Genomic DNA, 26,276 nt, shown 5'->3' with positions numbered 1-26,276 from the left:
TTAGCGGGCAGCCATGCGCAACGCACCGTCGAGGCGGATCACCTCACCGTTGAGCATGCTGTTTTCGATGATATGGCGCACTAGCGCGGCGTATTCGTCCGGTTTGCCCAGTCGAGGTGGAAACGGCACTCCAGCGGACAGACTTTCGCGCACTTGCGGGGTCATGCCCGCCATCATCGGGGTTTCGAAGATGCCCGGGGCAATGGTCATGACCCGGATGCCGAACCGCGCCAATTCGCGAGCCGCAGGCAGGGTCAGGCTGGCAATCGCGCCTTTGGACGCTGCATAGGCCGCCTGGCCAATCTGACCGTCGAACGCCGCCACGGAGGCCGTATTGATGATCACACCGCGCTCGCCACCTTCATCGACAGCACCTTCTGCGATGGCGGCGGCGGTCAGGCGCAACAGGTTGAAACTGCCGATCAGGTTGACGTTGATGACCCGACTGAAACTGTCCAGCCCGTGGGGCCCTTCCTTGCCCACGATCTTTTCGGCGCCGACAATGCCTGCGCAGTTGACCAGGCCGTTGATCTGTCCGAAAGCGGCCAGCGCGCTGTCGACCGCCGCTTTGGCCGCGTCTTCATTCGTGATGTCGGTGACACTGGCGCGGGCATTGGCGCCCAGCGTCTGAACCTGCGCGTGGAGCGCTTGGGCGTTGACGTCGACGAGCAACACTCTGGCCCCCGCCTCAATCAGCATCTGCGCGGTCGCCGCTCCCAGCCCGGAGGCGCCACCACTGACCAGAAATACCTTGCCTTCGATCTGCATGACTGTGTGTTCCTTACACTGTTCTTGTTTGAGTGAGGAAATACTCCGCCCTGTGGCCGGGATGGGCAATAGTCAAAGCGTGCATCAGGGGTGGCTGTTTTAGCCATTGCCCCTTGTAACGGCGCGGCCTCGACGATGGGGCCCACAAAATCGCTGCTGTCGACAAATCGTACTGTTGCAGGGAGTCTGTGACTCGGCCATTAGGCCTTACGTTGCAACACCGCCTCCCCCGATTGCGCCGACAGTCGCCGGTTATCCAGTAACGCCAACAAGGCAATCAGCGCCACCCAGACAAAGGTCAACTGAAAATCCGCCGTCTGCGCCTGCCCCTGATTGCCGTGCAAAAACATCGACCCCCGCAACAGCAGAGCCGCGATGGCCACACCCAGCCCCATGCTCAGTTGAAAGAACATGCTGAACATCGTCGACGCATCACTCATCTGCGGCTTTGGCACATCCGCGAAGCCCAACGTGTTGAAGGCCGTGAACTGCATCGAGCGCGACAGGCCGCCGACAAACAGGATCAGCAGGATCAACGGCCAACCCATCCGCTCGTTGAGCAACGCACAGGCCGCAATCGCCAGGACGCCAATCAGGCCATTGCCCATCAATACGGCACGAAACCCCCAGCGTTCCATGACCGCGCTGGTGAAGGGCTTCATCGCCAGATTGCCCGCGAACACGCCCAGCACCAGCAAGCCCGCGTCAAATGCCGACAATCCGAACCCCAGTTGAAACATCAATGGCAACAGAAATGGCAAAGTGCTGATGGCAATACGAAACAGCGAGCCGCCCAGCAAGCTGACACTGAAGGTGCGGATGCCAATCACCGCGACATTCATCAACGGATCGTTGCGTTTGCGCATGTGCGCCCAGGCCAACGCACCGCTGATCAAGCCTACGCCCGTGACGAGCAACCCCGGCCACTGACTGGCGTGCCCCTGCCCCAACATTTCCATGCCGTACAGAATCGCCATGCAGGCCACGCCCACCAACACGAAACCGATGAAGTCAAACGCCCGCTGAGTGACGTCATTGCGGCGCGGAATCAATACCCAGGTCGCGATTAACGCCAGCACACCCAGGGGCAAATTGAGGTAGAAAATCCACGGCCACGACGCGTGAGTGACGATGAACCCACCCAATGGCGGCCCGAGGACCGGTGCGACCAGTCCCGGCCAGGTGATCAACGAAATGGCCCGTACCAGGTCCTTCTTTTCTGTGGCTCGCATCACGGCCAGCCTTCCCACCGGCACCATCATCGCGCCGCTGATGCCTTGGAGAACACGCGCCGCGACAAACGCATCAAGGCCGGTGCTGATCCCGCACAATAACGATGACACCGTGAACAACACGATCGCACCACCAAACACCAGCCGCGAACCCAGACGGTCCGCCAGCCAGCCACTGATGGGGATGAACGCCGCAATGGCTAGCATATAAGCGCTCATGCCTATGTTCAGATCGACAGCCGCCACACCAAAGGTTTTGGCCATTTCCGGCAGGGCAGTGGCGATCACCGTGGCATCGAGGTTTTCCATGAAGAAGGTGACGGCGACCAGCAAAGCGATCAGCGTCGATTGGCGTTGCGACATCAACGGGTTCCTTGTTCGAGGTACAGGCCGCCCCAACAGTGACCAGGCTCTAGAGTATAGGTTTCACGTCATGTCGAGCAGACCGGAATGACCTCAATAGTCATTACAAAGGAACAGGGCGATTACCGAACACATTGTGAAGGCGATCTGTGGTTCGATACTTTTACTTAATTAACCATCTGGTACATTTTGCTCATACAAGGCAGCCGACACAGGACTGCCGCATAACAAGAGCCCATCATCATGACGTCATCCATCCCTCAACCCTCCATCCTTGTCGGCCTCATCGGTGCTGGCATTCAGGCTTCCCGAACCCCTTCGCTTCATGAATACGAAGGCGATGCCCAAGGCATGCGCTACTTGTACCGGATCATCGATCTGGACGCCCAGAAACTCGACACCACGGCCCTGCCCCAATTGCTCGATGGCGCCCAAAGCTGCGGCTTCACCGGACTGAACATTACGTTTCCGTGCAAGCAGGCGGTCATTCCGTTGCTCGATGGGCTGTCCGACGAGGCGCGCAGCATCGGTGCGGTCAATACCGTGGTGTTCAAGGATGGGAAACGCATCGGGCACAACACCGATTGCCTGGGCTTTGCCGAAGGCTTCCGCCGTGGATTGGGTGATGTCGCGCGCGGGCGCGTGGTGCAACTGGGTGCCGGGGGTGCCGGGGCGGCGGTGGCTCACGCGCTGCTGAGCGAGGGTGTCGAGCAACTGAGTATTTTTGAAGTTGACCCTGCTCGGGCGCAGAGTCTGGTGGACAACCTCAACGCGCATTTCGGTGCTGGACGTGCGCGGTTCGGCCTGGATCTGCCCGGCGCGATGGCGGTGGCCGATGGTGTGGTGAACACCACGCCGGTGGGCATGAGCAAATTGCCCGGTACGCCGCTGCCGCCACAATTGCTGCGGGCCGAACATTGGGTCGCCGAAATCATCTACTTCCCGTTGGAAACCGAACTGCTGGCCCACGCCCGCCGCCTGGGCTGCCGCACGCTGGACGGCAGCACCATGGCGGTGTTTCAGGCGGTCAAGGCATTCGAATTGTTTACCGGGCGGCAGGCGGATGCGCAGCGGATGCAGGATTTTTTCAGTTCGCTTTAAGAGACGCTGTCGAACACTCCACCTGTAGGAAAAGGCGCTTACGGCATCAAATACCGCGTCACCGAATCGCACACCATCGCCTTCTGCCGCGCCTTGACCTCGGGGTCTTCCAGCTCGATCTGGAAGATTTCCGAGAACGTGTGGCGGTTGGACACACGATAGAAGCAGAACGAGCTGATCAGCATGTGCAGATCAACCGCCTGCACGCCCGACCGAAACACCCCTTCTTTCTCCCCGCGGCGCAGGGTTTCGTCCAGCGCCAGCAACACGTGCTGGCTCAAGGCGCGAATGGTCGGTGACTGCTTGACGTTGTCGCCGTTATGGATGTTTTCGATGCAGACGATGCGCACGAAATCAACGTTGCGGTCATGGTGATCGAAGGTGAATTCGACCAGACGCCGAATGGCCTCCATCGGTTCCAGCACGTCGAGTTTCAGGCTGCTCTCGGTGTGGCGAATGTCGCCGTAAAGCTTCTCCAACACTTCGGTATACAGCTGTTCCTTGCTGTTGAAGTAGTAATAGATCATCCGTTTGGAGGTTTGCGTACGTTCGGCGATGGCGTCGACCCGGGCGCCTGACAGGCCCTGGGCGACGAACTCGGCGACGGCTGCCTGAAGGATGCCGTCGCGGGTTTTCTCCGGATTGTTCTTGCGGCCCTTGCGTGGCGCCTCTACGGGCGCATCGAGCAGGGTGTCGTCGACAGTTTTCATACTTGGCTCACGACCACGGTGGAATCGCGCGATTATGAGCCGCACCGCTCCGTTACGGAAGCGGCATATGCCAGCATGCCATCAACGGGTTCACAACCGCGCCTGACGCGACGCCCCGCTGCGAGACTTGGCCATCGCCGCTAGACGCACCGCCACGTTGGCTGCGCCGTACCCGACATAGCCATTTTTGCGTTGCAGGATTTCAAAGAAAAACCGATCGTCGAACGCTTCGGTGTAGACGTGAAACAGCTCGCCGCCGTTGGCGTCGCGGTCATACAGGACGTTGTAATAGGCCAGTTCGCTGAGGAATTCGTCGTCGAAGTCGAAGCGCGCGGCCAGGTCGTCGTAGTAGTTGAGGGGGATGTCGAGCAGCCGCACGCCGGCCTCTTTCGCCCGAGCGACCTGCACGAAAATGTCGCCGCAGGAGAAGGCAATGTGGTGCACGCCCGAGCCGCGATAGCTGGACAGCGCGTGGGAAATGGCCGTGTTGCGGTTTTCCGAGATGTTCAATGGCAGACGAACGGTGCTGCAGCGGCTGCGCAGGGCACGGCTTTTCACCAGGCCGTACGGGTCCGGCAGCACCACCTCGTCGTCGGCTTCGAAGTCCAGCAGGCTTTTGTAGAACAGCACCCAGCTGTCGAGGCTGTCGGCGGGCAACGCCATGGCCATGTGGTCGATGCGTTGGAGACCGGCGTTGACCGGCGTCTGAACAGTGATGTTGAAATCGCTGTCGTAGATCGACTGGCCCGGCACGCCGGGTTCCACCAAATAGATCAGACTGCCGTCCGGAGCGCGTACCGCCGGGATTTCCCGCTCGTTCGGCCCGACCAGCCCGCGATACGGTTGACCTTTGTATTGCCGCGCATGCTCCAGGGCGGCGCTGCCGCTGTTGACGCGCAAGGCCGTGGCACACAACGACGGGCCATGGGATTCGAAAAAACTGTGGGCAAACGAATAAGGTTCAGCGTTGAGCACAATCTTGATGTCGCCCTGCCCCAACAGGCTCACGGCCTTGGAACGGTGTTGGCCGAGCTTTTCAAACCCCAGGCCTTGCAACCAGCCGCCGAGGCGCGCGCCTTGGGCATCGTCCACGGCAAATTCGAGAAACTCGACGCCATCGTAAGTGCTCGCTGGCGGCGGACTGAACAACAATTCCCGGGCGACGGGTTGCGCCTCTTTAGCCAGCAGGTCCCGGGTTTTCTCCTCCAGATACAGCAACGAACGCAAACCATCGGCGGCGTTGGCCCGTGGCGGCGCGGCGCGGAAGCCGTCGTTGAAGATTTCCAGCGACAGCGGGCCGGTGTAGCCACTGCGCAGAATCGGCGCCAGAAAACCTGGCAGATCGAATTCGCCCTGACCGGGGAAGCAGCGGAAATGGCGGCTCCACTCCAGCACGTCCATGGCCAGAATCGGCGCGTCGGCCATTTGCACAAAGAAGATTTTGTCGCCGGGAATGTCGGCAATCGCGCCGGGATCGCCCTTGAGCGACAGCGTGTGGAAGCTGTCCAGCAAAACACCCAGCGCCGGATGATCGACCTGGCGCACCAAATTCCAGACCTGCTGCCAGGTGTTCACATGACGTCCCCAAGCCAGCGCTTCGTAACCGACCCGCAGTTTGCGCGCACCGGCCCGCTCGGCCAGCAGCGCCAGGTCATCGAGCAGAATGTTCTCGTCGCCCAGCGAATCGCTGGCGGTGTTGCTGCACACCAGCACCAGATCTGTGTCCAGCTCCTGCATCAGATCGAACTTGCGCTCGGCGCGGTCGACGTTGCGTTGCAGGCGGTCACGGCGGCAGCCCTCGAAGTCCCGAAACGGCTGAAACAAGGTGATGGCGATGCCCAGATCGGCGCACATCTGCCGCACGTTGCGGGGGCTGCCGTCGTAATAAAGAAGGTCATTTTCGAAAATTTCCACGCCGTCAAAACCGGCGGCGGCAATGGCTTCGAGCTTTTCCGGCAGGGTTCCGCTCAAGGAAACGGTGGCAATCGAGCGCTGCATGATCATCTGACTCCTGGGTAGAGGCACCTGACGAGCAGTTCTTGGGCTGATGTTCAGGTGTGAAAGCGATTATTCTCCCGGTATTCTGCGATCGCAATTTAAATGTACGGACTGGTTAGTTTTGTGTTCGATAATCGCCCAAAAGCGTATTGAGTCAATTGACGCTCCTGCCGACGCGCTCCACCATCAGCTCCACATTGTCGGACAAGGTAGACCCTCACCTTCAGCTTTAACCCGATGCCGCCTTGCATCGGTACATGCGTCACAGACAAAACCATAACAATTCCAAGACAGGTTAATGCTCATGCGCTCATACCCTGCTTCGCCTGCGCCCACCGCTGCCACGCCCGTGCACCCCCACGCCGGGATTGGCGAAAAGATCCGTGGCGCCCTCGCCATCGGCAAGACACGCTGGGGCATGCTGGCACTGGTGTTTTTCGCCACCACCCTCAATTACATCGACCGCGCTGCACTGGGCGTCATGCAGCCGATCCTCGCCAAACAGATGAGCTGGACGGCGATGGACTACGCCAACATCAATTTCTGGTTTCAAGTGGGTTACGCGGTCGGCTTCGTGCTGCAAGGCCGGTTCATCGACCGGGTTGGTGTCAAACGTGCGTTCTTCCTGGCCGTGCTGCTGTGGAGCTTCGCGACCGGCGCCCACGGCCTGGCGACTTCAGCGGTCGGTTTCATGGTCTGCCGGTTCATCCTCGGCCTGACCGAAGCGGCCAACTACCCGGCCTGTGTCAAGACCACCCGGTTGTGGTTCCCGGCGGGCGAACGCGCCGTGGCCACGGGCATTTTCAACGCGGGCACCAACGTTGGCGCGATGGTCACCCCGGCGCTGTTGCCGCTGATTCTGACCGTCTGGGGCTGGCAGGCGGCGTTCATTTGCATGGGTTCGTTGGGCCTGATCTGGGTCATCACCTGGCGTTTGAAATACTTCAACCCTGAAGATCATCCGACCGTTCGCCAAAGCGAGCTGGATTACATCAACCAGGCCAGCGAACCCGAGCCCGTCGCCGAGAAAGTGCCTTTCTCGAAAATCCTGAAAATGCGCGGCACCTGGGCCTTCGCCCTCGCCTATGCCATGACTGCGCCGGTGTTCTGGTTCTACTTGTACTGGCTGCCACCGTTTTTGAATCAGCAATACAACCTGGGCATCAGCGTCACGCAAATGGGCATTCCGCTGATTCTGATCTGGCTGACAGCAGACTTTGGCAGCATCGGTGGCGGCATTCTCTCTTCATGGCTGATTGGCCGGGGCATGCGCCCGACCACCTCCCGGCTGCTGTCGATGCTGATCTTCGCCTTGACGATCATTTGCGTGGTGTTCGCCGCGAACGCCAGTGGACTGTGGGTAGCGGTTGCGGCGATCGCCCTGGCGGTGGGTGCGCACCAGGCCTGGACTGCGAACATCTGGAGCCTGGTGATGGACTACACGCCCAAACACATGATGAGCACGGTGTTCGGTTTCGGCGGGATGTGCGCGGCGATTGGCGGAATGTTCATGACCCAGATCGTCGGTGCGATCCTGACCGCGACCAACAACAACTACAACGTGCTGTTTACCCTGATTCCGGCAATGTACTTCATTGCCCTGACCTGGCTGTACTTCATGGCCCCGCGCAAAGTCGAAGCCATCGGCGACTAAGCCACGCTATTGCGCCATCGAAAGGGCCGCCCGAGCCATCGCGCGGCCCTTTCCATCTTCAACTCACCTGCGCTGAAACCACGTACTGGCGATAGAAATCCTCGACCGCCAAGTTCTTATCCTTGGCTTCGAACATGATGTCGAAGCGGTCCACGAACTGCAGCGCATAGCGATTGGTCCAGTCGTTCCACATCCGGTCGCTGTGCAGGTACAAATCTCGCTTGTTGACCACCTTCAGCAGCGCCTCCATCTCCAGCTTTTGCGCTGGCATAAACCCCAGACCTTGCAGGCTTTCGGGCGGCTGAGAGTAATGCATCGCAGGCCGCACACCACGCCAACTGTCGATGATGCGTCCAACGCGAGGATCATCCGGCGCGATGTACTGCTCTTCATGAATCCAGCAGTGGTGAATGTCCAGCACCACGGGCGCCAGATCGGCCAGTTTCAGGCAGTCGTCGACGCCGTAGGTCTTCTCGTCGTTTTCGAAGGTGATGCAGTGCCGCGCTACGTCCGACAGGCGCGGCCACACCGTGCGCACGCCTTCGGCCCCAAGGCGGCCGGCGATGTGTACGTTGCATTTGAAATCCTGAAAACGTCGGCCGTACCCCATCATGCGGATCATGTCGGCGTGGTATTCGAACTCGGCGAGGCTGTTTTCGACCACTTCTGGCCGATCTGAACCCAACACGCAGAACTGGCCGGGATGAAAGGACAGACGAATGTCAGCTTGCCGTGCGGTATCGCCAATGGCGCCAAACAGCGTCTCAAGACGGCCCATGACAGAAGGCGATTGATAGAACGCGGCGACCTTGGGGTGGCTGTAGAACGGCAACAAGTCACTGCTCAGGCGAAGCATGCGGCGCGCCACCGGCAATTGCGCGACATACCCCAACAAGCGGATCTGTGCGGCGAGGTTGTGCTCGACAATATCCAGCAGCTTGTCCTGCGCCTCTTGCGCACTGACGCTGTCCATCCAGCGCAAGGTGGTGGTGCGCGGGTTGTAATCGCCTTCCAGAACCTTCAATTCCTTGAGCGACAGCGCGCGCTCCGGGTGACGGTACATGCAGGCAAAACCAAGACGGGGTGTATTCAAAACAGGTTCCTGAATTCAGTGAACGGGATTGAAGAGAAGACTGCGCCCGCTGCCTGAGAGTTCGCGGCAGAACGAACGAGCACCATGCCGCATTCGTTATAGACAGCCAACCCCGCCGCTCCCTAACATCCCCGTGCCACAGCGACCCGCCTTTTTTTCAGTGGAACTCTGCCTATGCCGCCAGCTGTCCCTCATTACGCCCTCGCCTGGAGCCTGTTGCTGCTGCTCGCTGACGTGATCGCCTGGCACCTGCTGGCCGATCGCAACCGCATGGCCCGGATCGCCATCCGCCTCTTCGGGTTCGTCGCCTACAGTCTGGTGATCATCAATGCCGGTGTCAGCCCGCTGGAGGCCCCGGCCTGGCCAGACAACAGCGCCATGCAATTCGCCGCAACGGCGCTGGCCATCGTCTGGTGGATGTACGCGGCGCGCACCCTGACAGTATTGCTCGGCCTGCTGCTGACCGGACGGGTCGGTCACAGCGGGCGCTTGCTGCAAGAGGTCATCGGTGCGGTGATCTTTCTGATCGCCATCGTCGCGGCCGCCGGTTACGTGCTGCAACTGCCGGTCAAAGGCTTGCTGGCGACCTCGGGCGCCATGGCGATCATCGTCGGTCTGGCCTTGCAAAGTACGCTGAGCGACGTGTTCTCCGGGATCATTCTCAACACCACCAAGCCTTATCAGGTCGACGACTCGATTTCCATCGATGGCATGGAAGGCAAAGTGATGGACATCGACTGGCGCGCCACGCATCTGTTGACCGGGGTCGGCAGCATGGTAGTGATCCCCAACTCGGTGGCAGCGAAAGCCAAAATCGTCAATTTGAGTCGACCGGTCCATATTCATGGCGTGTCGATCAACATCATGATGTCGCCGCACATTCGCCCCCGTCGGGTGCTGGACGCACTTGAACGCGCTTTGCAGGGATGCAGCGCGCTGCTGCAAACGCCCAAGCCCCGCGCCGTCGTCAAAGACACCAGCCCGACCACCATCGAATACTCGATGACCGGTTTCATCAGCGATCTGGGGACCAAGAGTGACGTGCGCAACCTGCTGTTCGATCTGGCCTACCGTCATCTGGAGGCAGCGGGTATCGCGTGGCAGTCGGAAACCACCGCCGAAGAAGTCTCACGCCCCCGCGCGCTGCTGGACGAGGTGAAGGTGTTCCGCACCAGCAGCGCCGAGGAAAAAGACCAACTCGCACAGGCGATGGTCTCCCGGGAATACGCCACCGGCCAGACCATCATCGAACTGGGTGCGATCACCGACGGGCTGCTGGTCATCGCCACCGGCGTGGTCTCGGCCAATATCCCGGATGGCAACAGCATGGTCGAAGCCGGGCGTATGGGGCCAGGCGAGGTCATGGGCGAACAGAGTGTGCTGACCGACACGCCATCCGAAGCGCGCTTTATCGCGCTCACTTCATGCGTGGTCTATCGGATCGACAAGGCCGCCACGCGCAAGGCCATGGAACAACGAGTGGAAATCACCACCGCCTTGAACAAGCTGCAAGCCATCCGCCAACAGAACAGCCAGCACGTGCTGTTGCGCAAACCGGTGGCGATCAAGAAGAACAACTTCCTGGGCTGGCTACAGAAACGCTGATCCTGCGCACCGGCCTGATCGTTCTACCGAAACCCGCCCGCCCGCTGGCTTCCGCCCGCACTGGAAATCGCATGGGCCGTGTGAATCAGCGCCGGGCCAAAGGCCTTGCGCGCATCCTCGTGGCTCCAGCGGCTGGCCGGGACCGAAATGTTGATCGCCCCCAGTGGCGTGCCACCTGCGTCGACAATGGGGGCCGCGAGGCTGATGTCACCCAGGAAATATTCGCCCTCGATGCTGCTGAAGCCCTCCTCCCGCGCCTGGGCGATCTTGTCCAGCAGCGTCTCCAGATCAGTGATGGTGGCGTGGGTCTGCGCCGGACGTGGCATGGCCCTGAGCAGCTCGGCACAGGACTGAGGCGCCATGCGTGACAGGTACGCCCGACCCGACGCCGTGCAGTACATCGGCAAGCTCAGGCCCAGCGGCATCGGGATCATTACCTGGTTGTGGCTGGGGAAACGGGCGACGAACACCATTTCATGGCCGTCCGGCTCGGACAGGTTGCAGCTTTCGTGGCATTCGCGGTTGAGCTGGTGCAGGTACGGCGACGCGCGGTCGATCAGGCTGTCGGTCTGCAAATAGCCAAAGCCCAGTGACAGCGCTCGGGGTGTCAGTTGATAGCGCTTGCTTTGCGGGTCTTTGCGTAAATAACCCAAGGCTTCGAGGGTAAAGGCAAAGCGTTGTGCCGCGCTTTTGGTGATCCCGGTGGCCGCCGCGATTTCCGGCAGGTTCATGCTGGGATTGCCCGCACGAAACGCCATGATCACGTCCAGTCCTCGCGCCAGGGTACTGGCGAACAGCGGTGAGTCTTCAGGCGCGACTTTCTCGGCAGGCAGTTTGTCGTCAGGCATGGAGTCTTGGCTCATGAGCGCTCAAATAAAAGCAGAGTGTTATTCGCGAACAGGTACATCCGCACGGCAGCGCGACTGTACCCGACCATTGCGGGGCGTCAACCGCCCAGATGCACCCACACCGATTTGGTCTGGGAATACTGGGTCAGCGCTTCAAGGCAACGGTCGCGGCCATTGCCTGACTGCTTGAAACCGCCCCAGGGCTGAGTCATGTCGCCGTGGTCGAAGCAGTTGACCCAGACGATCCCCGCCTCCACATCACGAGCGAAGGTCAGGGCCTGATCGATGTTCTGGGTCCAGACCGACGCCGCGAGGCCGTAGATCGAGTCGTTGGCAATCTCCAGCGCGTGTTCCAGGCCTTTGACCCGAATCGCCGCCGCCACCGGCCCGAACACCTCTTCCCGTGCCAGAGTCATCTCGGGCGCGACGTCGGCGTACAAGGTCGGGCTGACGAACGCGCCGTGCTCCAGGCCTTTCGGCACGCCGCCGCCGAACACCAGACGTCCGCCCTCGGCGTTGGCCTTGTCGATGTAGCCGAGCACCCGCTTTTGTTGCTGGAACGAAACCATCGACCCCATGCGTGTGGCCGGGTCGAACGGATCGCCCGGCAGAAAACGCGCCTGCGCCACCGCGGTGAAGCGCTCGATGAAATCGTCGTACAGGCTGTCTTGCACCAGCAAACGGGAGCCTGCGTTGCACACTTCGCCCTGATTGGCGTAGATGCCGTTGACCGCGTAGCTCACCGCCCGGTCCAGATCGGCGACGTCGGCCAGGATGATTTGCGGGCTTTTACCGCCGCATTCGGTGGTCACCCGCTTCATGTTCGACTGACCGGCGTACACGAACATCTTCTTGCCCACGTCCACCGAACCGGTGAAACCGATCTTGTCCACGTTCATGTGCAGTGCCAGGGCCTCGCCCGCTTCCCGGCCGAAGCCCTGAATCACGTTGAACACACCGGGTGGCCCGCCCGCCTGAATGAACAGATCGGCCAGCAATACCGCGCTGGAGGGCGATTGTTCGGCGGGTTTGAGCACCACCGAATTGCCCATCGACAATGCCGGGGCCAGCTTCCACGCCGCCATCAGCAGCGGGTAATTCCACGGCACGATCAAGCCGACCACACCGAGCGGTTGACGCAGGATGTAGTGCAACGCCTCCGGCGTGGTGCTGGTCACCGCACCTTCAAGCTTGTCGATGGTCTCGGCAAAAAACTGGAAGGACAGCGCCGAATACGGCACGTCGACCTCCAGCATGTCGGTGATCGGCTTGCCCATGTCCAGCACATCGAGCATGGCGAAGGCTTCGGCCTGTTCTTCTATGAGCTGGGCAAAACGATACAACACCGCCATGCGGTCCCGGGGCGCCAGCCGTGACCAGCTTCCGGACTTGAACGCCCGGCGCGCGGACGTCACCGCAACATCGACATCAGCGGCCTGACTGCGCGGTGCCGTGCCGTGGACCTTGCCGGTGGCCGGATTGACCACCTCGAACGTCTCACCGCTCAGAGCCGCACAACACTCACCCTCGATGAAATTGCTGAGGCGGTAATCGAAGCCGCTCAAGCGTTGCTGCCAATCGGCGGCGCTGCGTTGCGCCAGGGTCTGGTAGATCGTGGTCATGAACACATCCTGCACGAGCGAAAAATGGAAACGTTGTTGGGTGTCTCAGTGGGGAGCTGCCGCGAAGGCCCTGGCCGCTCCCGGCGCGACGCTGAGGCAAATGCCATCGCCGGGGCGCAGCACGTCGTTCGCCTGACCCTGGCCATCGCGAGGCAAATCCAGTGTCAGCGCGTCCACGCCCGGCACTCGCACCTGAATGCGTAATGAACGGCCATGAAACAGCGTCTGCACCACAGTGGCCTGGGTCATGGCCGGATCGCTGCTGGCGGCACGGGATTCGACTCGCAGGTCTTCAGGACGCAGCGACACGGTCACCTGATCGCCCGTGCGCAGTGGCTGGTCGCTGCGGGCCATCATCTGCATCGCACCGACCTTGACTCGAAACAGATGCTCATCGGCGCCCGTGACCTCACCGGGCAGCAGATTGCTCGCGCCGATGAAGCCCGCCACGAAGGTGGTGGCGGGCTGGTCGTAGAGTTCAGCGGGGCCTGCGATCTGCTCGATTCGGCCATGGCGCATCACGGCAATGCGGTCCGAGATCGACAGCGCCTCGGTTTGATCGTGGGTGACCATGACGAAAGTGGTGCCCAGTTGCGATTGCAAACGCTTGAGTTCGACCTGCATGTGTTGCCGCAGGTGAGCGTCGAGTGCGGACAACGGTTCGTCGAGCAATAACACTCTGGGCCGACAGACCAACGCTCGGGCCATGGCGATTCGTTGCTGCTGACCGCCGGACAAATCCTGAACTCGCGCCTTGGCCTTGTCTGCCAGACCGACCAGTTCGAGCATTTCACGAATCCGCGTACGCGCCTCGCCTCTTCCGACACCGGCCAGACTGAGGCCGAAGCCCACGTTGTCAGTGACGTTGAGGTGTGGAAACAGCGCGTAATCCTGAAACACGGTATTGACCGGGCGCCCGTATGGCGGCGCGGAAGTCAGGTCCCGGCCATCGATGACAATCTGCCCGGAGGTCGGGCCTTCAAATCCGGCGATCAGCCGCAGCGTCGTGGTTTTGCCACACCCGGACGGCCCGAGCAGGCTGATGAACTCGCCGCTGGCAATGTCCAGGTCGATGTTATCGACGCTCAGAATGCTCTCGGTGTAACGCTTGCTGACGCCCCGGAGGCTGACCACATGGGTGTCTGTCATGGGCGAATCCTCGCTGAAATAGGTGCAACGTGCTTTCCAGTCGTTCCCAGTCCTGCTTAGCGATGGCAGCGATCTCACCGACGCCACCGCAGGCAAGCCATGTGCAACAGAGCTGGACCTAACCGCCCGCCTTCACCCGCTCGAACAATTTGGCCAGTTCGTCATTGCTCGGAATCGGCTTGGTCAGGACGGTATCGCGCAGCATGGTTTCCGGGTCGTTGGGCAGGGACAGCTCTTCGAGCTTGGCCGCCGGGACTTTTTTGAAGGCCGCTTCACTGGCGCTGCCGTAGCCGTATTCGTTGATCAGGCTGGCACCGGAATCCGGGTTCATGCGGGCGTTGATGAAGTCATACGCCAGGTCCACATGCTTGGCGTCCTTGAGCATGACCATGCCGCACACCCAGGTCAGCATGCCTTCCTTGGGCTTCATGAACGCCACCGGCACGTTCTGTTTCTTCAGCGCCGTGGCCGAAGCGTTCCAGGCCATGGCCGCGACCAGCTCGCCACTGGCCAGGCTTTGCTCCACGGAGGTCATGTCGGTGGTGTACGAGGACATCAAAGGCCGCTGCTGACGCAGCATCGCGCCGACTTTCTCCAACTGCGCGTCGTCCATCTTCTTGAACGGATCGACACCCGCGAGCAAAGCCGCCACCAGCGGTGTGTCGTGCACCGCGTCGATGGTGGCCATCTTCCCGGCATAAGGTGACGCCGGGTCGAAGAACATTTTCCAGGTCGGTTGCGGGTCTTTCACCAGGTCAGTGCGGTACAGGATCGAGGTATTGCCCCAGTCCCACGGCACCATCCAGACCTTGCCATCGGCATCGACAATGCCCGGCAGTTTCTGCAAGACCGGGAAAATCTGGCCCCAGTTCTTCAACCGTTTCGGGTCCAGCGGCTGAATCAACCCGGCCTGTTTCCAACGGTCCAGCTTGTCGTAGCACGGGTGCGCAAGGTCCGGGTGAAAGCCCGCCCGGGCCTTGGACAGCGCGTCGTCGTCATCACCGAACACCGAGATGTCCACCTGTCCGGCGTGGGCTTTTTCGAAGTCGCTGTGAAACTGCGGCAGTTCGTAACCCGACCAGGTGAAATAGGTCAGCTTGCCGCTATCGGCCGCCTGCGCCCCTTGTTGCAACAACGTGACACCAAGGGCAAAAGCCCCCAGCCCCATTACCCAGGCGCGTGAATCTGTCATGCGGATTTTCATGAGACCTCCGAGCTATTTCGTTATGGAGTTGGCAGAGGAACGGGTGTCGCGGCGACGAAGGTGTTCGGCCAGCGCCGCGATGATTACGGAGACCACAAGGATCACCGTACCGAGCGCCATCACGCTCGGCAGTTGCTTGGGAAAGCGCAGTTGGCTCCAGATATAGATCGGCAACGTAGGCTCGGTGCCGACCAGGAAGAACGCGACGATGAACTCGTCGAACGAGGTGATAAACGCCAGCATGAACGCCGACACCAGCCCCGGTAACGCCAATGGCAGGGCCACGCGACGAAAAGTGATCCACTCGTCCGCGCCCAGGTCCATGGCCGCGTCCTCAAGGCTGCGAGGAAAGGCCGCGAACCGGCTGCGCATCACCACCACCGTCGTCGGCAGGCAAAAACACACGTGCCCGACCACGATCGCCCCCAACGACGGCCCCGGCCCGATCAAGTTCACGCCCACCAGCAACGCAATGCCCAACACCACGCCGGGCAGCAGGATCGGCAGCCGCGCCAGTAACGAGATGCTGCGGGCCAGTGGCGAGCTGCGGCGCAGGTCCGCATAGGCAATCAGACACCCGGCAGCCGTGGCGATGGCCGCCGCCGTGCTCGCCACGATCAGACTGTTGAGCGCGGCATTGCGCAGGCGCGGATCATCCAACAGGCTCTGGTACCACTGCACCGTGAAGCCTTTGAGCGGGAACGCCGGAGCGATGGAATCGTTGAACGAAAACACCGGAATCAGCAGCGTCGGCAAATACAGAAACACGAGATAGGCCGCAACGTACGCCGCCAGCCAGTTGCGCGTCAGGTAGCGAGTCATGTGCGGGTGCTCCAACGGGTGATGATCCAGCGCGCCGCCACCACGACCACGGCAATGGCGATCATGCTGATCACCGCCAGCGCCGCCCCTGCGGGCCAGTCGTTGGCTTTGCCGAATTGCGCCTGAATCAGGGTGCCTATCATCGAGCTGTTGGGGCCGCCGACCAGCGCCGGGGTCACGTAGTCGCCCACCGTCGGCACAAACACCACCAGCGCCGCCGACAGAATGCCGGGCACCGACAGGGGCAACACCACGCGGAAAAAGCCCTGCCACGGTTTGGCCCCGAGATCGGACGCCGCTTCGAAGAGGTTTTTTGGCAGGCCTTGCAGGCAGATGTACAACGGCAACACCGCGAACGCCGCATAGGCGTGGGCCAGGGTCACCACCACCGTGGACGGGGTGTTGAGCAGGCCGTTCAGCGGCGTGTCGATCAGCCCCAACTGCATCAGCGCCGAATTGAGCACGCCGTTGTAGGCCAGGACGATTTTCCAGGCGAACACCCGCAACAGGTAACTGGTCCAGAACGGCAGCGTCACCAGAAACAACAACAGATGACGCCAGCGACCGGCACGAAACGCGAGGAAATACGCCACGGGGAAAGCCAGCACCACGGTGGCGGTCGTGACAATCGCCGAGAGCACAATCGAGCGCAACAGCACCAGGCGTGTCAGCGGATCGGTCAGCGCCGACCACAGATTGTCCAGACTGAACGCCGACCCGAGGATCTGCCCGTCATTGACCCGCACGCTCATGTACAGCAGCAGCCCCAGCGCGAACAGAATCAAGGTGCAGGTGATCAACCCACCCGGCAGATTGAGCAAGGCATCGAACAGTCGCGCGCGCGAGCGTCGTGGCGCAGGTGTGGCGGATGCGGTCATGGGTGCACTGACCTCGGCGTGTAGGCGGCTCATCGTCTGGCTCCCCTGACCCGGCGCTCGAACAAATCCTGAAAGCGCATGACGTTGGCGGCCACCCGCGCTACGTTGCGGTGCAAAGGCGCAGCGGGCATGGCTTTGAACGGCGTCACCGGGTAGACACTCTCTTCAGCGGGCAAGCCGCGAACCAGATCGGCCACCAGTGCGCCCATGCGGGTCGCCATCGCCACACCACGCCCGTAATAGCCCAACGCGACCGTCAACCCCGGTTCAGGCTGGCTCAACATCGGGATACTCGCTGCGGGCACCGCGACTCGACCGCACCAACAGTGAGTGATCGGGACGTTTTCCAGCATTGGGTAGATGTCGAGCATCTCGGCCCTGACCCGAGCGACATCGGCGAGGTTCAATGCATCGCGGAAGGCACCTCGCGTCCCGAGCACAAAGCGACCATCGTGAGTACGACGGAAATAGCGCAGCACGCGAAAGGTGTCCGACACCGGCAGGCCGCCCGGCAACACTTGCGCCAGCATTTCGGCAGGCAACGGCGCCGTCGCGGCTTGCAGACTCCACAGCGTGACATAGGTGTGGGGCAACGCGGGCAACAGGGGCGAAGAATAAGCATTGGTAGCAATGACCACCTGCTCGGCCCGGACCTCACCGCTGGCCGTCACCACCGTCCAGCCGCCCTCCGTGCGACGCAATTGCAGTGCCGCACTGTGTTCGAAGATCCGCACGCCCCGTTCCCGCGCCGCTGCGGCCAAGCCGTGAACGTACTGATAGGGTTGCACTTGCCCGGCGCGGCGATCCAGCAGCGCGCCCTGGTAGATCGACGCGCCCAACAACTGGCGAGTCTGGCCCTTGTCCAGAATCTGCACATCGGCACCCCGGCCCTGCCATTGAACCGCGCGATTGATCAGGCCATCCAGCGCCGTTTCGTGGTGGGCCGCCTGTAGCCAGCCATCCTGCCGGGCGTCGCATTCGATGCCCAGGCGGCGGATCAACTCGAAGACATAATCTGCCGCGCCGCCAACCAACTCCACCAATGCCGCGCCCCGCTTTTGGCCGAAACGCTGCTCCAGCTCGTCAGGATTGAGCTTGAGGCCTGGAATGACCTGTCCCCCGTTACGCCCCGAGGCTCCGTCGCCAATGTTCATCCCGTCGAGCACCAGCACGTCCTGCTCGGTGGCCGACAAGGCGAGCGCGGTGGACAAACCGGTGTACCCCGCCCCAATCACCACACAGCGCGCACGGGACGGCAGGGTGGCAGCGAACGAGGGCATTGGACAGTGGGCATGCCAGAGACAATTGAACGGATCGGACGCAGTTTTCAAGATTCACCCGTATCGATGTTCGATATGTTTCTATTTATATTCGATAGAAAGGGATGCGCAAGACCAGGAAACGACGGGTGTCGTTTCCGGTGTTTTGAGGTCGTTAACGTGAGCGAAGGGTATCGATGTTCGATAGGACGGCAGGCTTGGGACAAGCCTGCGCAGGGATCAGAGGCGAAGCGGCATCAAGACCGATCGTTCGATCAGCGAGGCAAACCGGCGCCAGACCGGCGAATGATCTTGATCGAATGCTTGATCGCGGGTTTGCGGGTCACACTGATTGCCCGCCGGGTCACGGTGTCGAGGGTGATGTTCCAGAAGCCGGTGCTTGGCACCACGATCTTCGCCGGAAAACGGTCGAACGCCCCACCGTGGTAGGTGTGGCGCCCACCGTTCTTGAAGCTGCGAAAGTTGGCATCGCTCATGAGGCGAATATTGCAAACACCCGATGACTCGATGACGACAATGTCACCTTCATTGAGGTGCTCACGCTGATGAATGAATTTCACGGGACTCCACGGGGTAACCGACAAAGCGCGAGGATACCACGACAGCTACGGCAAGGATTGCCAGCGCCCACCCCGCACCATTAGCATCGCGCCCTTTCGCACGGACAACACACCATGAATGAAGAACTCCAGATCATTGACCTTGAAGAAGGCACCGGCAAGGCGGCGGTCAAAGGCGCGCTGATCACCACGCAATACACCGGTACGCTGGAAGACGGTACGGTGTTCGATTCCTCCTGGGAGCGCGGCAAGCCCTTCCAGTGCGTGATCGGCACAGGCCGCGTGATCAAGGGCTGGGATCTGGGGCTGATGGGCATGAAAGTCGGCGGCAAGCGCAAGCTGCTGGTTCCGTCGCACCTGGCCTACGGCGAGCGCAGCATGGGCGCGCACATCAAACCCCATTCGAATTTGATTTTCGAGATCGAGTTGCTGGAAGTGCTGACGCGGGACGACTGATCCGACTCGGTCGAGCGTTCTGTGCGAGGTACCCTGGTGGAGCGCGTCATTTTGTCCTGCGTGCGCTCTTGCCGTTTGCTCTTGCTCTTGCTCTTCATACAGAAATAGCTCAGACACCGCCGACCGCAACTTGCGTTCAGCCTGCACTCAAGTCGCGTTCGGCTGTGTCTGCGCCATCGCGTAAGAAGATCACGATCAAGATCAACGGCAATCGTCGGTGTAAAACAGGCGATCTGCCGGATTTTGTTGCCGCCCACCACAGATTCATCGTTCTGCGGCATTGCACCCTCCATTCCCTAAAAATGTTGTGCTACACCTAGTTACAGGCTGTATATCCAGCACTTTCAGAGATGAGACCGTCTATGCGTTTGAACATGCCGGTGACACAACAGGAACGCACCTTTGCAGCCAGCGAGCGCTTGATTTCCACCACCGACCTCAGCAGCCACATCACCTACTGCAACGACGCCTTCGTTGCCTTGAGCGGCTTCACCCGTGAAGAACTGATCGGTCAGCCCCACAACCTCGTGCGCCACCCCGATATGCCACCGTCGGTGTTCGCCCATATGTGGGACACCATCAAACAAGGCAAACCCTGGATGGGCGTGGTGAAGAATCGCAGCAAGAACGGCGATTTCTACTGGGTCAGCGCCTACGTCACACCGATCTACGAAAACGGCAAGATCGCCGGCTTCGAATCGGTCCGCTCCCTGCCCACCCGAGACCAGGTGCGCCGCGCCGAGGCGCTGTACGCCCGATTGCGGGCGGGCAAACCCGCGGTGTCCTCGTTCAGCACCGCGCGCTATCACCTGATGCGCCAATTACCGCTGCTGCTCGCCGCCCTAGTGCTGGGCGTGTGCAATTACGTACTGCCCGAGCATGCCACCCTCGGCGTCATGCTGCTGACCCTCATTGCCCTGAGCGCGGTACTGGAGTGGCGCCAGAACCAGACCCTGAAAACCATTCTCGACGATCACCCGAAAGCCTTCACCGACCCGCTGATCGCCCTCACCTACAGCGACAATCACGGCCCTCAGGCCAGGCTCGATCTGGCGCTGCTCAGCGAGGAGGCTCGTCTGCAAACCGCCCTGACGCGCCTGGTGGACGCAGGAGAAAGCGTCAAACAGCGCGCCGGGCAATCCGCCAGCCTGTCGCTGCTGCAAGCCGAAGCGCTGGATCAGCAACGCAGTGAGACTGAGCAGTCGGCCACCGCCATCAACCAAATGGCAGCGACGATTCAGGAAGTCACCCACAACGTGCAAAGCACCGCCCACGCCGCTCAAGAGGCTGACACCCTCGCCCAGCAAGGCCGCGGATTGGCGGATGACAGCCTCTTGGCGATTCGGCACATGGCCAATTCGGTGAGCGAAATCGGCGAGGCCGTGGGCGAACTGGCAGGGGCCACACAATCGATTGGCAGCGTCGTCGACGTGATCAACGCCATTGCCCAGCAAACCAACCTGTTGGCCCTCAACGCGGCCATTGAAGCGGCGCGGGCCGGTGAACAAGGTCGAGGATTCGCGGTGGTGGCCGACGAAGTGCGCTCACTGGCTTCGCGCACGCAAACCTCCACCGAACAGATTCAGGGCATCATCGGCGAACTGCGCGAAGGCGCAAATCGCGCCGTGGCCACCGCCACGCGTGGCCAGGCCATGTCTCAGGAAAGCGTGGCCAGTGTCGAAGCCGTGCAACAGGCCCTCAGCGGCATCAGCGAAGCGGTGACGCGCATCACCGGCATGAGTCAGCAAATGGCTTCGGCCTCCGAGCAACAGACCCACGTGGCCGAAAGCATCAACCAACAGATCAATCGCATCGCCCAATTGTGCGATCAAAGCGCGGGCCAGGCCCAGCAAGGCTCCAGTATCAGCCGGGAACTGGAGCATATGGCGCAGTATCTGCACAGCCTCGCCGAACGCTTCAATCGTTGAGCGGGCCTGCCATCAGACCCGCGTCATCGATCAGACTCAGGATTGCCGAGGCAGAGGACTGACCGACGGCCCGGCAAGCAGTTCCGGCCTCTTCGCCGGAACGTGCGCATTGGCGGTCGAAGGCTGCCCCGCCTGGGAGCAAGCGAAGAAATCCTCCTTGCGCAAGATCACCAACGCAATCAGCGACGCGCCACCGTGGCGACGTAAAAATACTTTTTCGGTTTCTTGAACGAGGCCATGCGCGACACGAACCAGGTGTTGAGCGCATCGTGGTTCAGCGCTTGTCTACTCCCCCGCTGCGATCTTGTTCGAGGCAAAGCGGTACTGTCCCTTGCCTCGACGCTTGGCCTCATACATCGCCGAATCGGCAGCACGCATCAGGCCTTCGACGGTGTTGCCGTTTCTGAGCAGGCAGGCGATGCCAACACTGGCCCCGAGTCGAAAGGTCTCCTGATCGGCGGACACCTGCGCAATCAGTTTCCCGGCGACGGCCGCAGCATCGTCCGGTCCGTTGACCCCCTCGATGATGACCGTGAATTCATCGCCGCCGATTCTCGCCAATCGGTCGTAAGGCCGCAGGCATCCCTGCAGTTGAGTGCTCACCCAGCGCAACGCGTCATCGCCGCGCTCATGGCCGAACTGATCGTTGATCTGCTTGAAACCGTCCAGGTCCAGATACAGCAGCACACTCATGCGGTCGGTCCGTTGGGTTCGGGCGATGGCGGCCTGCAACGCTTGCATGAAACCCCGTCGGTTGAGCAGCCCGGTCAGTGCATCGGTGATCGTCATCACTTCCAGTTGGTGGTGCAGTTCGCGAACGGCGGACATGTCCAGCGCCAGCAACGTCATCGCGCGTTGGTCAGGGGGGAGCGGCGAACAGGACAGCGCCACCGGGAGGCTTCGCCCCTCCCGAGTGCGCAAGTTGGCGTCATGCAGGCGAAGGCTTTCGCCGCGCTGTAAATGATCGTGCCACACCGAATGCTGCCAGGTGTCTTCGTGGGGCGATTCGATCCACTCCAGCAGCGCAGTGCCCTGCAACTCGCTACCGGCGCAGCCCAGCATGCGGGTGATCGCCGGATTGGCGAAACGGATGATGCCCTCGTCGCTGACCACCAGAATGCCTTCGGCGGTGTTGTCCAGAATCGACGCGTTGAACGAACGCTCACGCTCCAGTTGCTCGCTGGTGTGCTTGAGCCCTCTTCGATAATGGTCGTGCTCCAGCAGAATGCGCGCCTTGTGCAGCAACATGTTCGGCTGCACCGGTTTGCTGAGGAAATCCACGGCTCCTGCGGAATACCCCTGATTGAGCACGGTGTCGGTCTGGCGAATGCCGGAAATGAAAATGATCGGGGTGAAGCGGGTTTCCGGGTCGGCACGCATCCGTCGCGCCACTTCAAAGCCGTCCATGCCGGGCATTTGCACGTCCATCAGCACCAGGCCGATTTGCCCGGTGGCCATCCGTTCAAGGGCTTTGACGCCGGAGTCGACGCAGCGCACCGTACGACCGAGGTCTTCGAGCAACTCCTGCATTTCTTCCAGATTTTCGGCCTGGTCATCCACCACCAGAATTTCCAGCGCTTGGCCTTCCACGTGCAACACGCACCTCCATGTTCAGGGCGCCCACCTCTTTCGGCCTGCTGCCAAACAGACCTCGCGGGCAACGCAGCGAAAGCATAGACGATGCGCTGAAACAGACGACCGGTCAAAACCCTCGAACGCCCGTGAATCGGGCTTTTTGTCGCCTTATAATGCTCAACTTGACCCAGTGACGGTGCATTTCTGCCAAAACAGGTGACGAAATATCTTTAGCTGAATCGCTTCATGACGATATCATGGCGCCATCATTACGTCGGACGTCCTATCTCATGAACCTCAGAAGCCTGAACATTGCCCCCCGATCACTGATGTGTTTCGGTTTTTTTGCCCTCCTGATTTCCGCTGTCGGGGTGTTCTCGCTGATGCAGTCTTCGCGCTTGAAAGACGCCCGCGACGCCTTGCAAGACAACGTGCTGCCCACCCTCATGACCATCGCCGACATCAAAAATGACCTGCTGACGATTCGCCTGGGCAACACCAGCCTGCGTGCCGCGCAAACGACCGAGAGCGCGGACAGCGCGCGCAAGCGGGTCAATCAAGGCCGCGCCGATCTGGAAAAAGACGTAAAGCGCCTCAAACCCATGCTGGTCACTGAGCGTGGCCAGAATGCGTATCAGGCAATGGAAGCCAACATGATCGCCTACCTCGCCGTCCATACCCGTTACCTGGAGGCGGTGGCGCAGAACCGCGATGACGTGATCACGGCGATGACCCAACCATCTGGCGAGCAAACCCGCGCCGCTGACGTTCTGACCCAAGACATCGCCACCATTTCCCAATTGGCGACGCTCAAGATGGAGGACTCCGACGCGGCGGCTGACGACAGCTATGAACAGTCGCGCAACGTCGTCATCGCCGCGATTCTGGTTGCACTCGCTGCGACGGTGACCCTGGCCGCCCTTTTCACCCGCAGCCTGGTGGCACCGATTGCCAAAGCCCTGGCCGTAGCCGAGCAGATTGCCGCCAATGACCTGAGCCAACCGATTCAGGTCGATGGCTCCGATGAGCCGGGGCGTCTGCTTCAGGCCCTGTCGTTGATGCAGGACAACCTGCGTCGCACCATCGCTGAACTGGGTGATTCCTCCAGTCAATTGGCGTCGACGTCCGAAGAAATGACCGCTGTGACCGAGGACGCCCTGCGGGGTGTTCAGCGACAGAACGACGAAATCAATCAGGCGGCCACGGCGATCAATCAGATGAGCGCCGCCGTCGAGGAAGTCGCCCGCAATGCGGCATTGGCCTCTGCGGCAGCGCGCGAATCCAGCGAATCGGCGCAGAACGGTCGTCAACGCGTGGACGAAACCGTCAGCGTCATCAATGAACTGCATCAGGCGGTCGGTGCAACGGCCGTGGAAATCAACGGCCTGGCCAGTCAGGTACAAAGCATCAGTGGCGTGCTGGACGTGATTCGCGGCATTGCCGACCAGACCAATCTGTTGGCCCTCAACGCCGCCATCGAGGCCGCCCGTGCCGGTGAAGCCGGTCGCGGCTTTGCGGTGGTCGCCGATGAAGTGCGCGCGCTGGCCCATCGGACCCAACAATCGACCGCCGAAATCGAGAAAATGATCGCCTCCATTCAAGGCGGCACTGACAAGGCCGTCACGGCGATGGACCAGAGCAGTGACCGCGCCCGGGCCAGCCTGGAGGTGGCCGAAGCGGCCGGAATCGCGCTGGCGCAGATCACCAGCGCCATCGTGCAAATCAACGAGCGCAACGTCAGCATTGCCTGCGCGACGGAAGAACAGGCCCAGGTGGCCCGTGAAGTCGACCGTAACCTCACCAGCATTCGCGATTTGTCGTTGCAGACCTCTGCGGGCGCCAACCAGACATCAGCCGCCAGTGGCGAACTGTCGCAACTGGCGGTGGGATTGAATGGGTTGGTGTTGCAGTTCCGGACGTGACCCATCTCGGGCAGCATCGGATATTGCTCAACAGCGGCCAAGCCCGCGACGATGACTTCGCTTGAGACAAAATTGTCGGTAAAGCCTTGAAGGTAGCCTTGCGGCCAATGGATCGCGTGCATGGTCGTGGGGACTCGATGAACGGAATGTCGCCATGATCGAGCCGCCACTGGCGATCCCGGGCTTCAGCAAAACCCTAGCCTGGCATGAGCGCACCCACCGGGATGCGGGGCATCAGTGGCTGCGCTCGGTGGTGCTGGACACCTGCGTAACGCTGGCGTCCAGGGAGTGAGCCGAATCACTCGGCACGTTGCAACACCAAAATGCGCGACAGCAACTCATCACGGTCCATGTAGCACCCGCGCAAGTGGCGCATGCCGCTGGCCTGATCGAAGGCCTGTCGGGCGTGCATGGTGCGGCGGTTGTCGAAGCACCACATTTCTCCGGCGTTCAGGCGTTTGCGCACGATGAACTTGGGCTGGCGGGTCAGTGCGCTGAAGGTGCGATAGGCCTGATAGAACGCGGGCATGTCCCGTTCGGCGACATCGAACGGCGCACGCAACCAGTTGGCCAATCGGATCTCGCTGACCTCCCCCCGCGCATTCAGGCCGATGATCGGGGCCAGGCTGCGATAGTCGCTTTGCGGCGCCTTGTTGCGGAAGCTCACCGGGATCTGGGTCAGCAGTTCGAAGGCCTCCGGGTGTTCAAGCCGCAACTGGTGGGCAATCGCAAAGCCGTCGACGAAGGTGCTGTCGCCGCCGGTGGCGTCGTTGACCAGGCAATGCAGAAATTGCAGCCCCGGTTGCAGCTCGCGTGTTGGCAGGTCGGTGTGGTGAGGTAATTCCAGCGTGGTGTAGGCGTTGCTGTTCACCGCTTCGACTTTGGTGCGCACCTCGAACACCACGCCAAAGTTGCTCTCGCGAATGAACGAAATGCGCCGCGCCACCTGTTCCATGGTTTCTTCCGTGGTGGGCATGTTGACCATGCGTGTCAGGCCCACGTCGCGGGCGGCCAGCAGCCAGTCGAGCAACGCGCGGTCGTCGCTCATCACGGCCTGATAGTCGAAGGTCGGGATGGGCAGATCATTGCGCCACATCTGCACCGTACGTTCGGCGCTCAAGCGTTCCAGCCGTGTCGCGTGGTCGTAGGCATGGGCGCGCAACCAACCGGCGCCGAAGACACTGCGGTGCCCGTCGGACCAGCCGATGGCCAATTCGCCCTGCCCGTTCAGACCCGCACTTTCAGCATGCAGGTCGACCGACGTATCGATGATCTCGAACACCTGCTCGCGGGTTACCGGGTGTACGCAGGTTTCACAGGGGCAGTTGTCACGCAGCCACTCGGCATGGAACAGGCTTTTGCGGCCATCGTCCCACTGCACGGCGACGCCACCGGGTTGCAGCAGGCAATGCTCGATGCGCCTGACCGTGGCGAAGCTGCGCCAGTCAGACGAAAACACTTCAGCGGTTTGTTTCTGAACGGCACTCATGATCATCTCCAGACAGCTC

At 61.2% G+C, this 26,276-nt stretch carries 22 protein-coding genes and 2 pseudogenes; 9 read left to right on the top strand and 15 right to left on the bottom strand.

The features are described from left to right. Nucleotides 1-768, bottom strand: a complete 768-nt coding sequence (locus ACI2KB_RS21815) for a 3-hydroxyacyl-CoA dehydrogenase (RefSeq protein WP_404637825.1) — start codon at nucleotides 766-768, stop codon at nucleotides 1-3. Nucleotides 769-968: 200 nt separating this feature from the next. Then, nucleotides 969-2,363, bottom strand: coding sequence for an MFS transporter (locus ACI2KB_RS21810; RefSeq protein ID WP_404637823.1), 1,395 nt, complete (start codon nucleotides 2,361-2,363; stop codon nucleotides 969-971). Nucleotides 2,364-2,606: 243 nt separating this feature from the next. On the opposite strand from ACI2KB_RS21810, the gene ACI2KB_RS21805 reads away from it, so the two are divergent. After that, the gene (locus ACI2KB_RS21805; protein WP_404637821.1) at nucleotides 2,607-3,464 is read left to right on the top strand and encodes a shikimate dehydrogenase; all 858 of its coding nucleotides are present in this window, start codon (nucleotides 2,607-2,609) and stop codon (nucleotides 3,462-3,464) included. A gap of 38 nt (nucleotides 3,465-3,502) precedes the next feature. On the opposite strand, the gene ACI2KB_RS21800 is transcribed toward ACI2KB_RS21805, so the two are convergent. Together ACI2KB_RS21800 and quiC are read right to left on the bottom strand one after the other, a co-directional pair. Continuing rightward, on the bottom strand, nucleotides 3,503-4,174 hold the full coding sequence (locus ACI2KB_RS21800) for a TetR/AcrR family transcriptional regulator (RefSeq protein ID WP_404637819.1): 672 nt from the start codon (nucleotides 4,172-4,174) through the stop codon (nucleotides 3,503-3,505). 90 nt (nucleotides 4,175-4,264) lie between these two features. Next, nucleotides 4,265-6,172 carry a 3-dehydroshikimate dehydratase QuiC gene (gene quiC, locus ACI2KB_RS21795; protein ID WP_404637817.1) on the bottom strand — a complete coding sequence of 636 codons (1,908 nt, stop codon included), beginning with the start codon at nucleotides 6,170-6,172 and terminating at the stop codon, nucleotides 4,265-4,267. A 304-nt stretch (nucleotides 6,173-6,476) separates the two neighbouring features. Here quiC and ACI2KB_RS21790 point away from each other — a divergent pair, with 304 nt between their 5' ends. Continuing rightward, on the top strand, nucleotides 6,477-7,826 hold the full coding sequence (locus ACI2KB_RS21790) for an MFS transporter (protein WP_404637815.1): 1,350 nt from the start codon (nucleotides 6,477-6,479) through the stop codon (nucleotides 7,824-7,826). 58 nt (nucleotides 7,827-7,884) lie between these two features. Here ACI2KB_RS21790 and ACI2KB_RS21785 read toward each other — a convergent pair whose 3' ends face one another. Further along, entirely contained in the window at nucleotides 7,885-8,889 is a 1,005-nt protein-coding gene (locus ACI2KB_RS21785) for a UV damage endonuclease UvsE (RefSeq protein ID WP_404638066.1), read from the bottom strand. A gap of 204 nt (nucleotides 8,890-9,093) precedes the next feature. Here ACI2KB_RS21785 and ACI2KB_RS21780 point away from each other — a divergent pair, with 204 nt between their 5' ends. Next, entirely contained in the window at nucleotides 9,094-10,524 is a 1,431-nt protein-coding gene (locus tag ACI2KB_RS21780; RefSeq protein ID WP_404637813.1) for a mechanosensitive ion channel domain-containing protein, read from the top strand. Between the two features lie 23 nt (nucleotides 10,525-10,547). Here the strand turns inward: ACI2KB_RS21780 and ACI2KB_RS21775 are convergent, their stop codons facing one another. The 8 genes from ACI2KB_RS21775 to ACI2KB_RS21740 all read right to left on the bottom strand — a co-directional run bounded on the left by ACI2KB_RS21775 (nucleotide 10,548) and on the right by ACI2KB_RS21740 (nucleotide 18,887). Next, a complete protein-coding gene (locus ACI2KB_RS21775; protein WP_404637811.1) occupies nucleotides 10,548-11,372 on the bottom strand; it encodes an IclR family transcriptional regulator in 825 nt (274 codons plus the stop codon). A 98-nt stretch (nucleotides 11,373-11,470) separates the two neighbouring features. After that, a complete protein-coding gene (locus ACI2KB_RS21770; protein WP_404637809.1) occupies nucleotides 11,471-12,994 on the bottom strand; it encodes an aldehyde dehydrogenase in 1,524 nt (507 codons plus the stop codon). A 45-nt stretch (nucleotides 12,995-13,039) separates the two neighbouring features. Then, nucleotides 13,040-14,143 (bottom strand): ABC transporter ATP-binding protein, encoded by a 1,104-nt coding sequence (locus ACI2KB_RS21765; protein ID WP_404637807.1) that lies wholly within the window; start codon nucleotides 14,141-14,143, stop codon nucleotides 13,040-13,042. Nucleotides 14,144-14,261: 118 nt separating this feature from the next. Beyond that, nucleotides 14,262-15,335, bottom strand: a complete 1,074-nt coding sequence (locus ACI2KB_RS21760) for an ABC transporter substrate-binding protein (protein ID WP_404637805.1) — start codon at nucleotides 15,333-15,335, stop codon at nucleotides 14,262-14,264. Nucleotides 15,336-15,359: 24 nt separating this feature from the next. Then, the gene (locus tag ACI2KB_RS21755; protein ID WP_404637803.1) at nucleotides 15,360-16,169 is read right to left on the bottom strand and encodes an ABC transporter permease; all 810 of its coding nucleotides are present in this window, start codon (nucleotides 16,167-16,169) and stop codon (nucleotides 15,360-15,362) included. Further along, the gene (locus tag ACI2KB_RS21750) at nucleotides 16,166-17,080 is read right to left on the bottom strand and encodes an ABC transporter permease (RefSeq protein ID WP_404637801.1); all 915 of its coding nucleotides are present in this window, start codon (nucleotides 17,078-17,080) and stop codon (nucleotides 16,166-16,168) included. Before ACI2KB_RS21750 ends, ACI2KB_RS21755 begins: the two co-directional genes overlap by 4 nt. Continuing rightward, on the bottom strand, nucleotides 17,077-18,327 hold the full coding sequence (locus ACI2KB_RS21745; RefSeq protein WP_404637799.1) for an NAD(P)/FAD-dependent oxidoreductase: 1,251 nt from the start codon (nucleotides 18,325-18,327) through the stop codon (nucleotides 17,077-17,079). The genes ACI2KB_RS21750 and ACI2KB_RS21745 overlap by 4 nt, the downstream gene beginning before the upstream one ends. Nucleotides 18,328-18,581: 254 nt before the next feature. Then, nucleotides 18,582-18,887, bottom strand: a complete 306-nt coding sequence (locus ACI2KB_RS21740; RefSeq protein ID WP_404637797.1) for a DUF1883 domain-containing protein — start codon at nucleotides 18,885-18,887, stop codon at nucleotides 18,582-18,584. A gap of 114 nt (nucleotides 18,888-19,001) precedes the next feature. Here ACI2KB_RS21740 and ACI2KB_RS21735 point away from each other — a divergent pair, with 114 nt between their 5' ends. The 3 genes and pseudogenes from ACI2KB_RS21735 to ACI2KB_RS21725 all read left to right on the top strand — a co-directional run bounded on the left by ACI2KB_RS21735 (nucleotide 19,002) and on the right by ACI2KB_RS21725 (nucleotide 21,271). Continuing rightward, nucleotides 19,002-19,343 carry an FKBP-type peptidyl-prolyl cis-trans isomerase gene (locus tag ACI2KB_RS21735; RefSeq protein WP_404637795.1) on the top strand — a complete coding sequence of 114 codons (342 nt, stop codon included), beginning with the start codon at nucleotides 19,002-19,004 and terminating at the stop codon, nucleotides 19,341-19,343. A gap of 350 nt (nucleotides 19,344-19,693) precedes the next feature. Continuing rightward, nucleotides 19,694-19,987 (top strand): annotated as a pseudogene (locus tag ACI2KB_RS21730) (PAS domain-containing protein); the annotation flags it as partial. 252 nt (nucleotides 19,988-20,239) lie between these two features. Then, nucleotides 20,240-21,271, top strand: a complete 1,032-nt coding sequence (locus tag ACI2KB_RS21725; RefSeq protein WP_404638064.1) for a methyl-accepting chemotaxis protein — start codon at nucleotides 20,240-20,242, stop codon at nucleotides 21,269-21,271. A gap of 285 nt (nucleotides 21,272-21,556) precedes the next feature. Here ACI2KB_RS21725 and ACI2KB_RS21720 read toward each other — a convergent pair whose 3' ends face one another. After that, complete coding sequence (locus ACI2KB_RS21720; protein ID WP_404637793.1) at nucleotides 21,557-22,870, bottom strand: diguanylate cyclase domain-containing protein; 1,314 nt, start codon at nucleotides 22,868-22,870, stop codon at nucleotides 21,557-21,559. 233 nt (nucleotides 22,871-23,103) lie between these two features. On the opposite strand from ACI2KB_RS21720, the pseudogene ACI2KB_RS21715 reads away from it, so the two are divergent. From ACI2KB_RS21715 to ACI2KB_RS21705, 3 genes and pseudogenes are all read left to right on the top strand, one after another. Then, nucleotides 23,104-23,913 (top strand): annotated as a pseudogene (locus tag ACI2KB_RS21715) (MCP four helix bundle domain-containing protein); the annotation flags it as partial. Further along, complete coding sequence (locus ACI2KB_RS21710) at nucleotides 23,905-24,768, top strand: methyl-accepting chemotaxis protein (protein ID WP_404638062.1); 864 nt, start codon at nucleotides 23,905-23,907, stop codon at nucleotides 24,766-24,768. The pseudogene ACI2KB_RS21715 and the gene ACI2KB_RS21710, both read left to right, overlap by 9 nt. A gap of 154 nt (nucleotides 24,769-24,922) precedes the next feature. Continuing rightward, nucleotides 24,923-25,060, top strand: a complete 138-nt coding sequence (locus ACI2KB_RS21705) for a hypothetical protein (RefSeq protein WP_404637791.1) — start codon at nucleotides 24,923-24,925, stop codon at nucleotides 25,058-25,060. 6 nt (nucleotides 25,061-25,066) lie between these two features. Here ACI2KB_RS21705 and ACI2KB_RS21700 read toward each other — a convergent pair whose 3' ends face one another. Continuing rightward, nucleotides 25,067-26,257 (bottom strand): gamma-butyrobetaine dioxygenase, encoded by a 1,191-nt coding sequence (locus tag ACI2KB_RS21700; RefSeq protein WP_404637789.1) that lies wholly within the window; start codon nucleotides 26,255-26,257, stop codon nucleotides 25,067-25,069. Nucleotides 26,258-26,276 lie beyond the last annotated feature (19 nt).

The sequence above is a fragment of the Pseudomonas sp. NPDC088444 genome (genome assembly GCF_044900175.1).
Lineage (GTDB): Bacteria > Pseudomonadota > Gammaproteobacteria > Pseudomonadales > Pseudomonadaceae > Aquipseudomonas.
The sequence above is the reverse complement of the archived record's forward strand: the minus strand, read 5'-3'. Positions and strand labels throughout refer to the sequence as shown.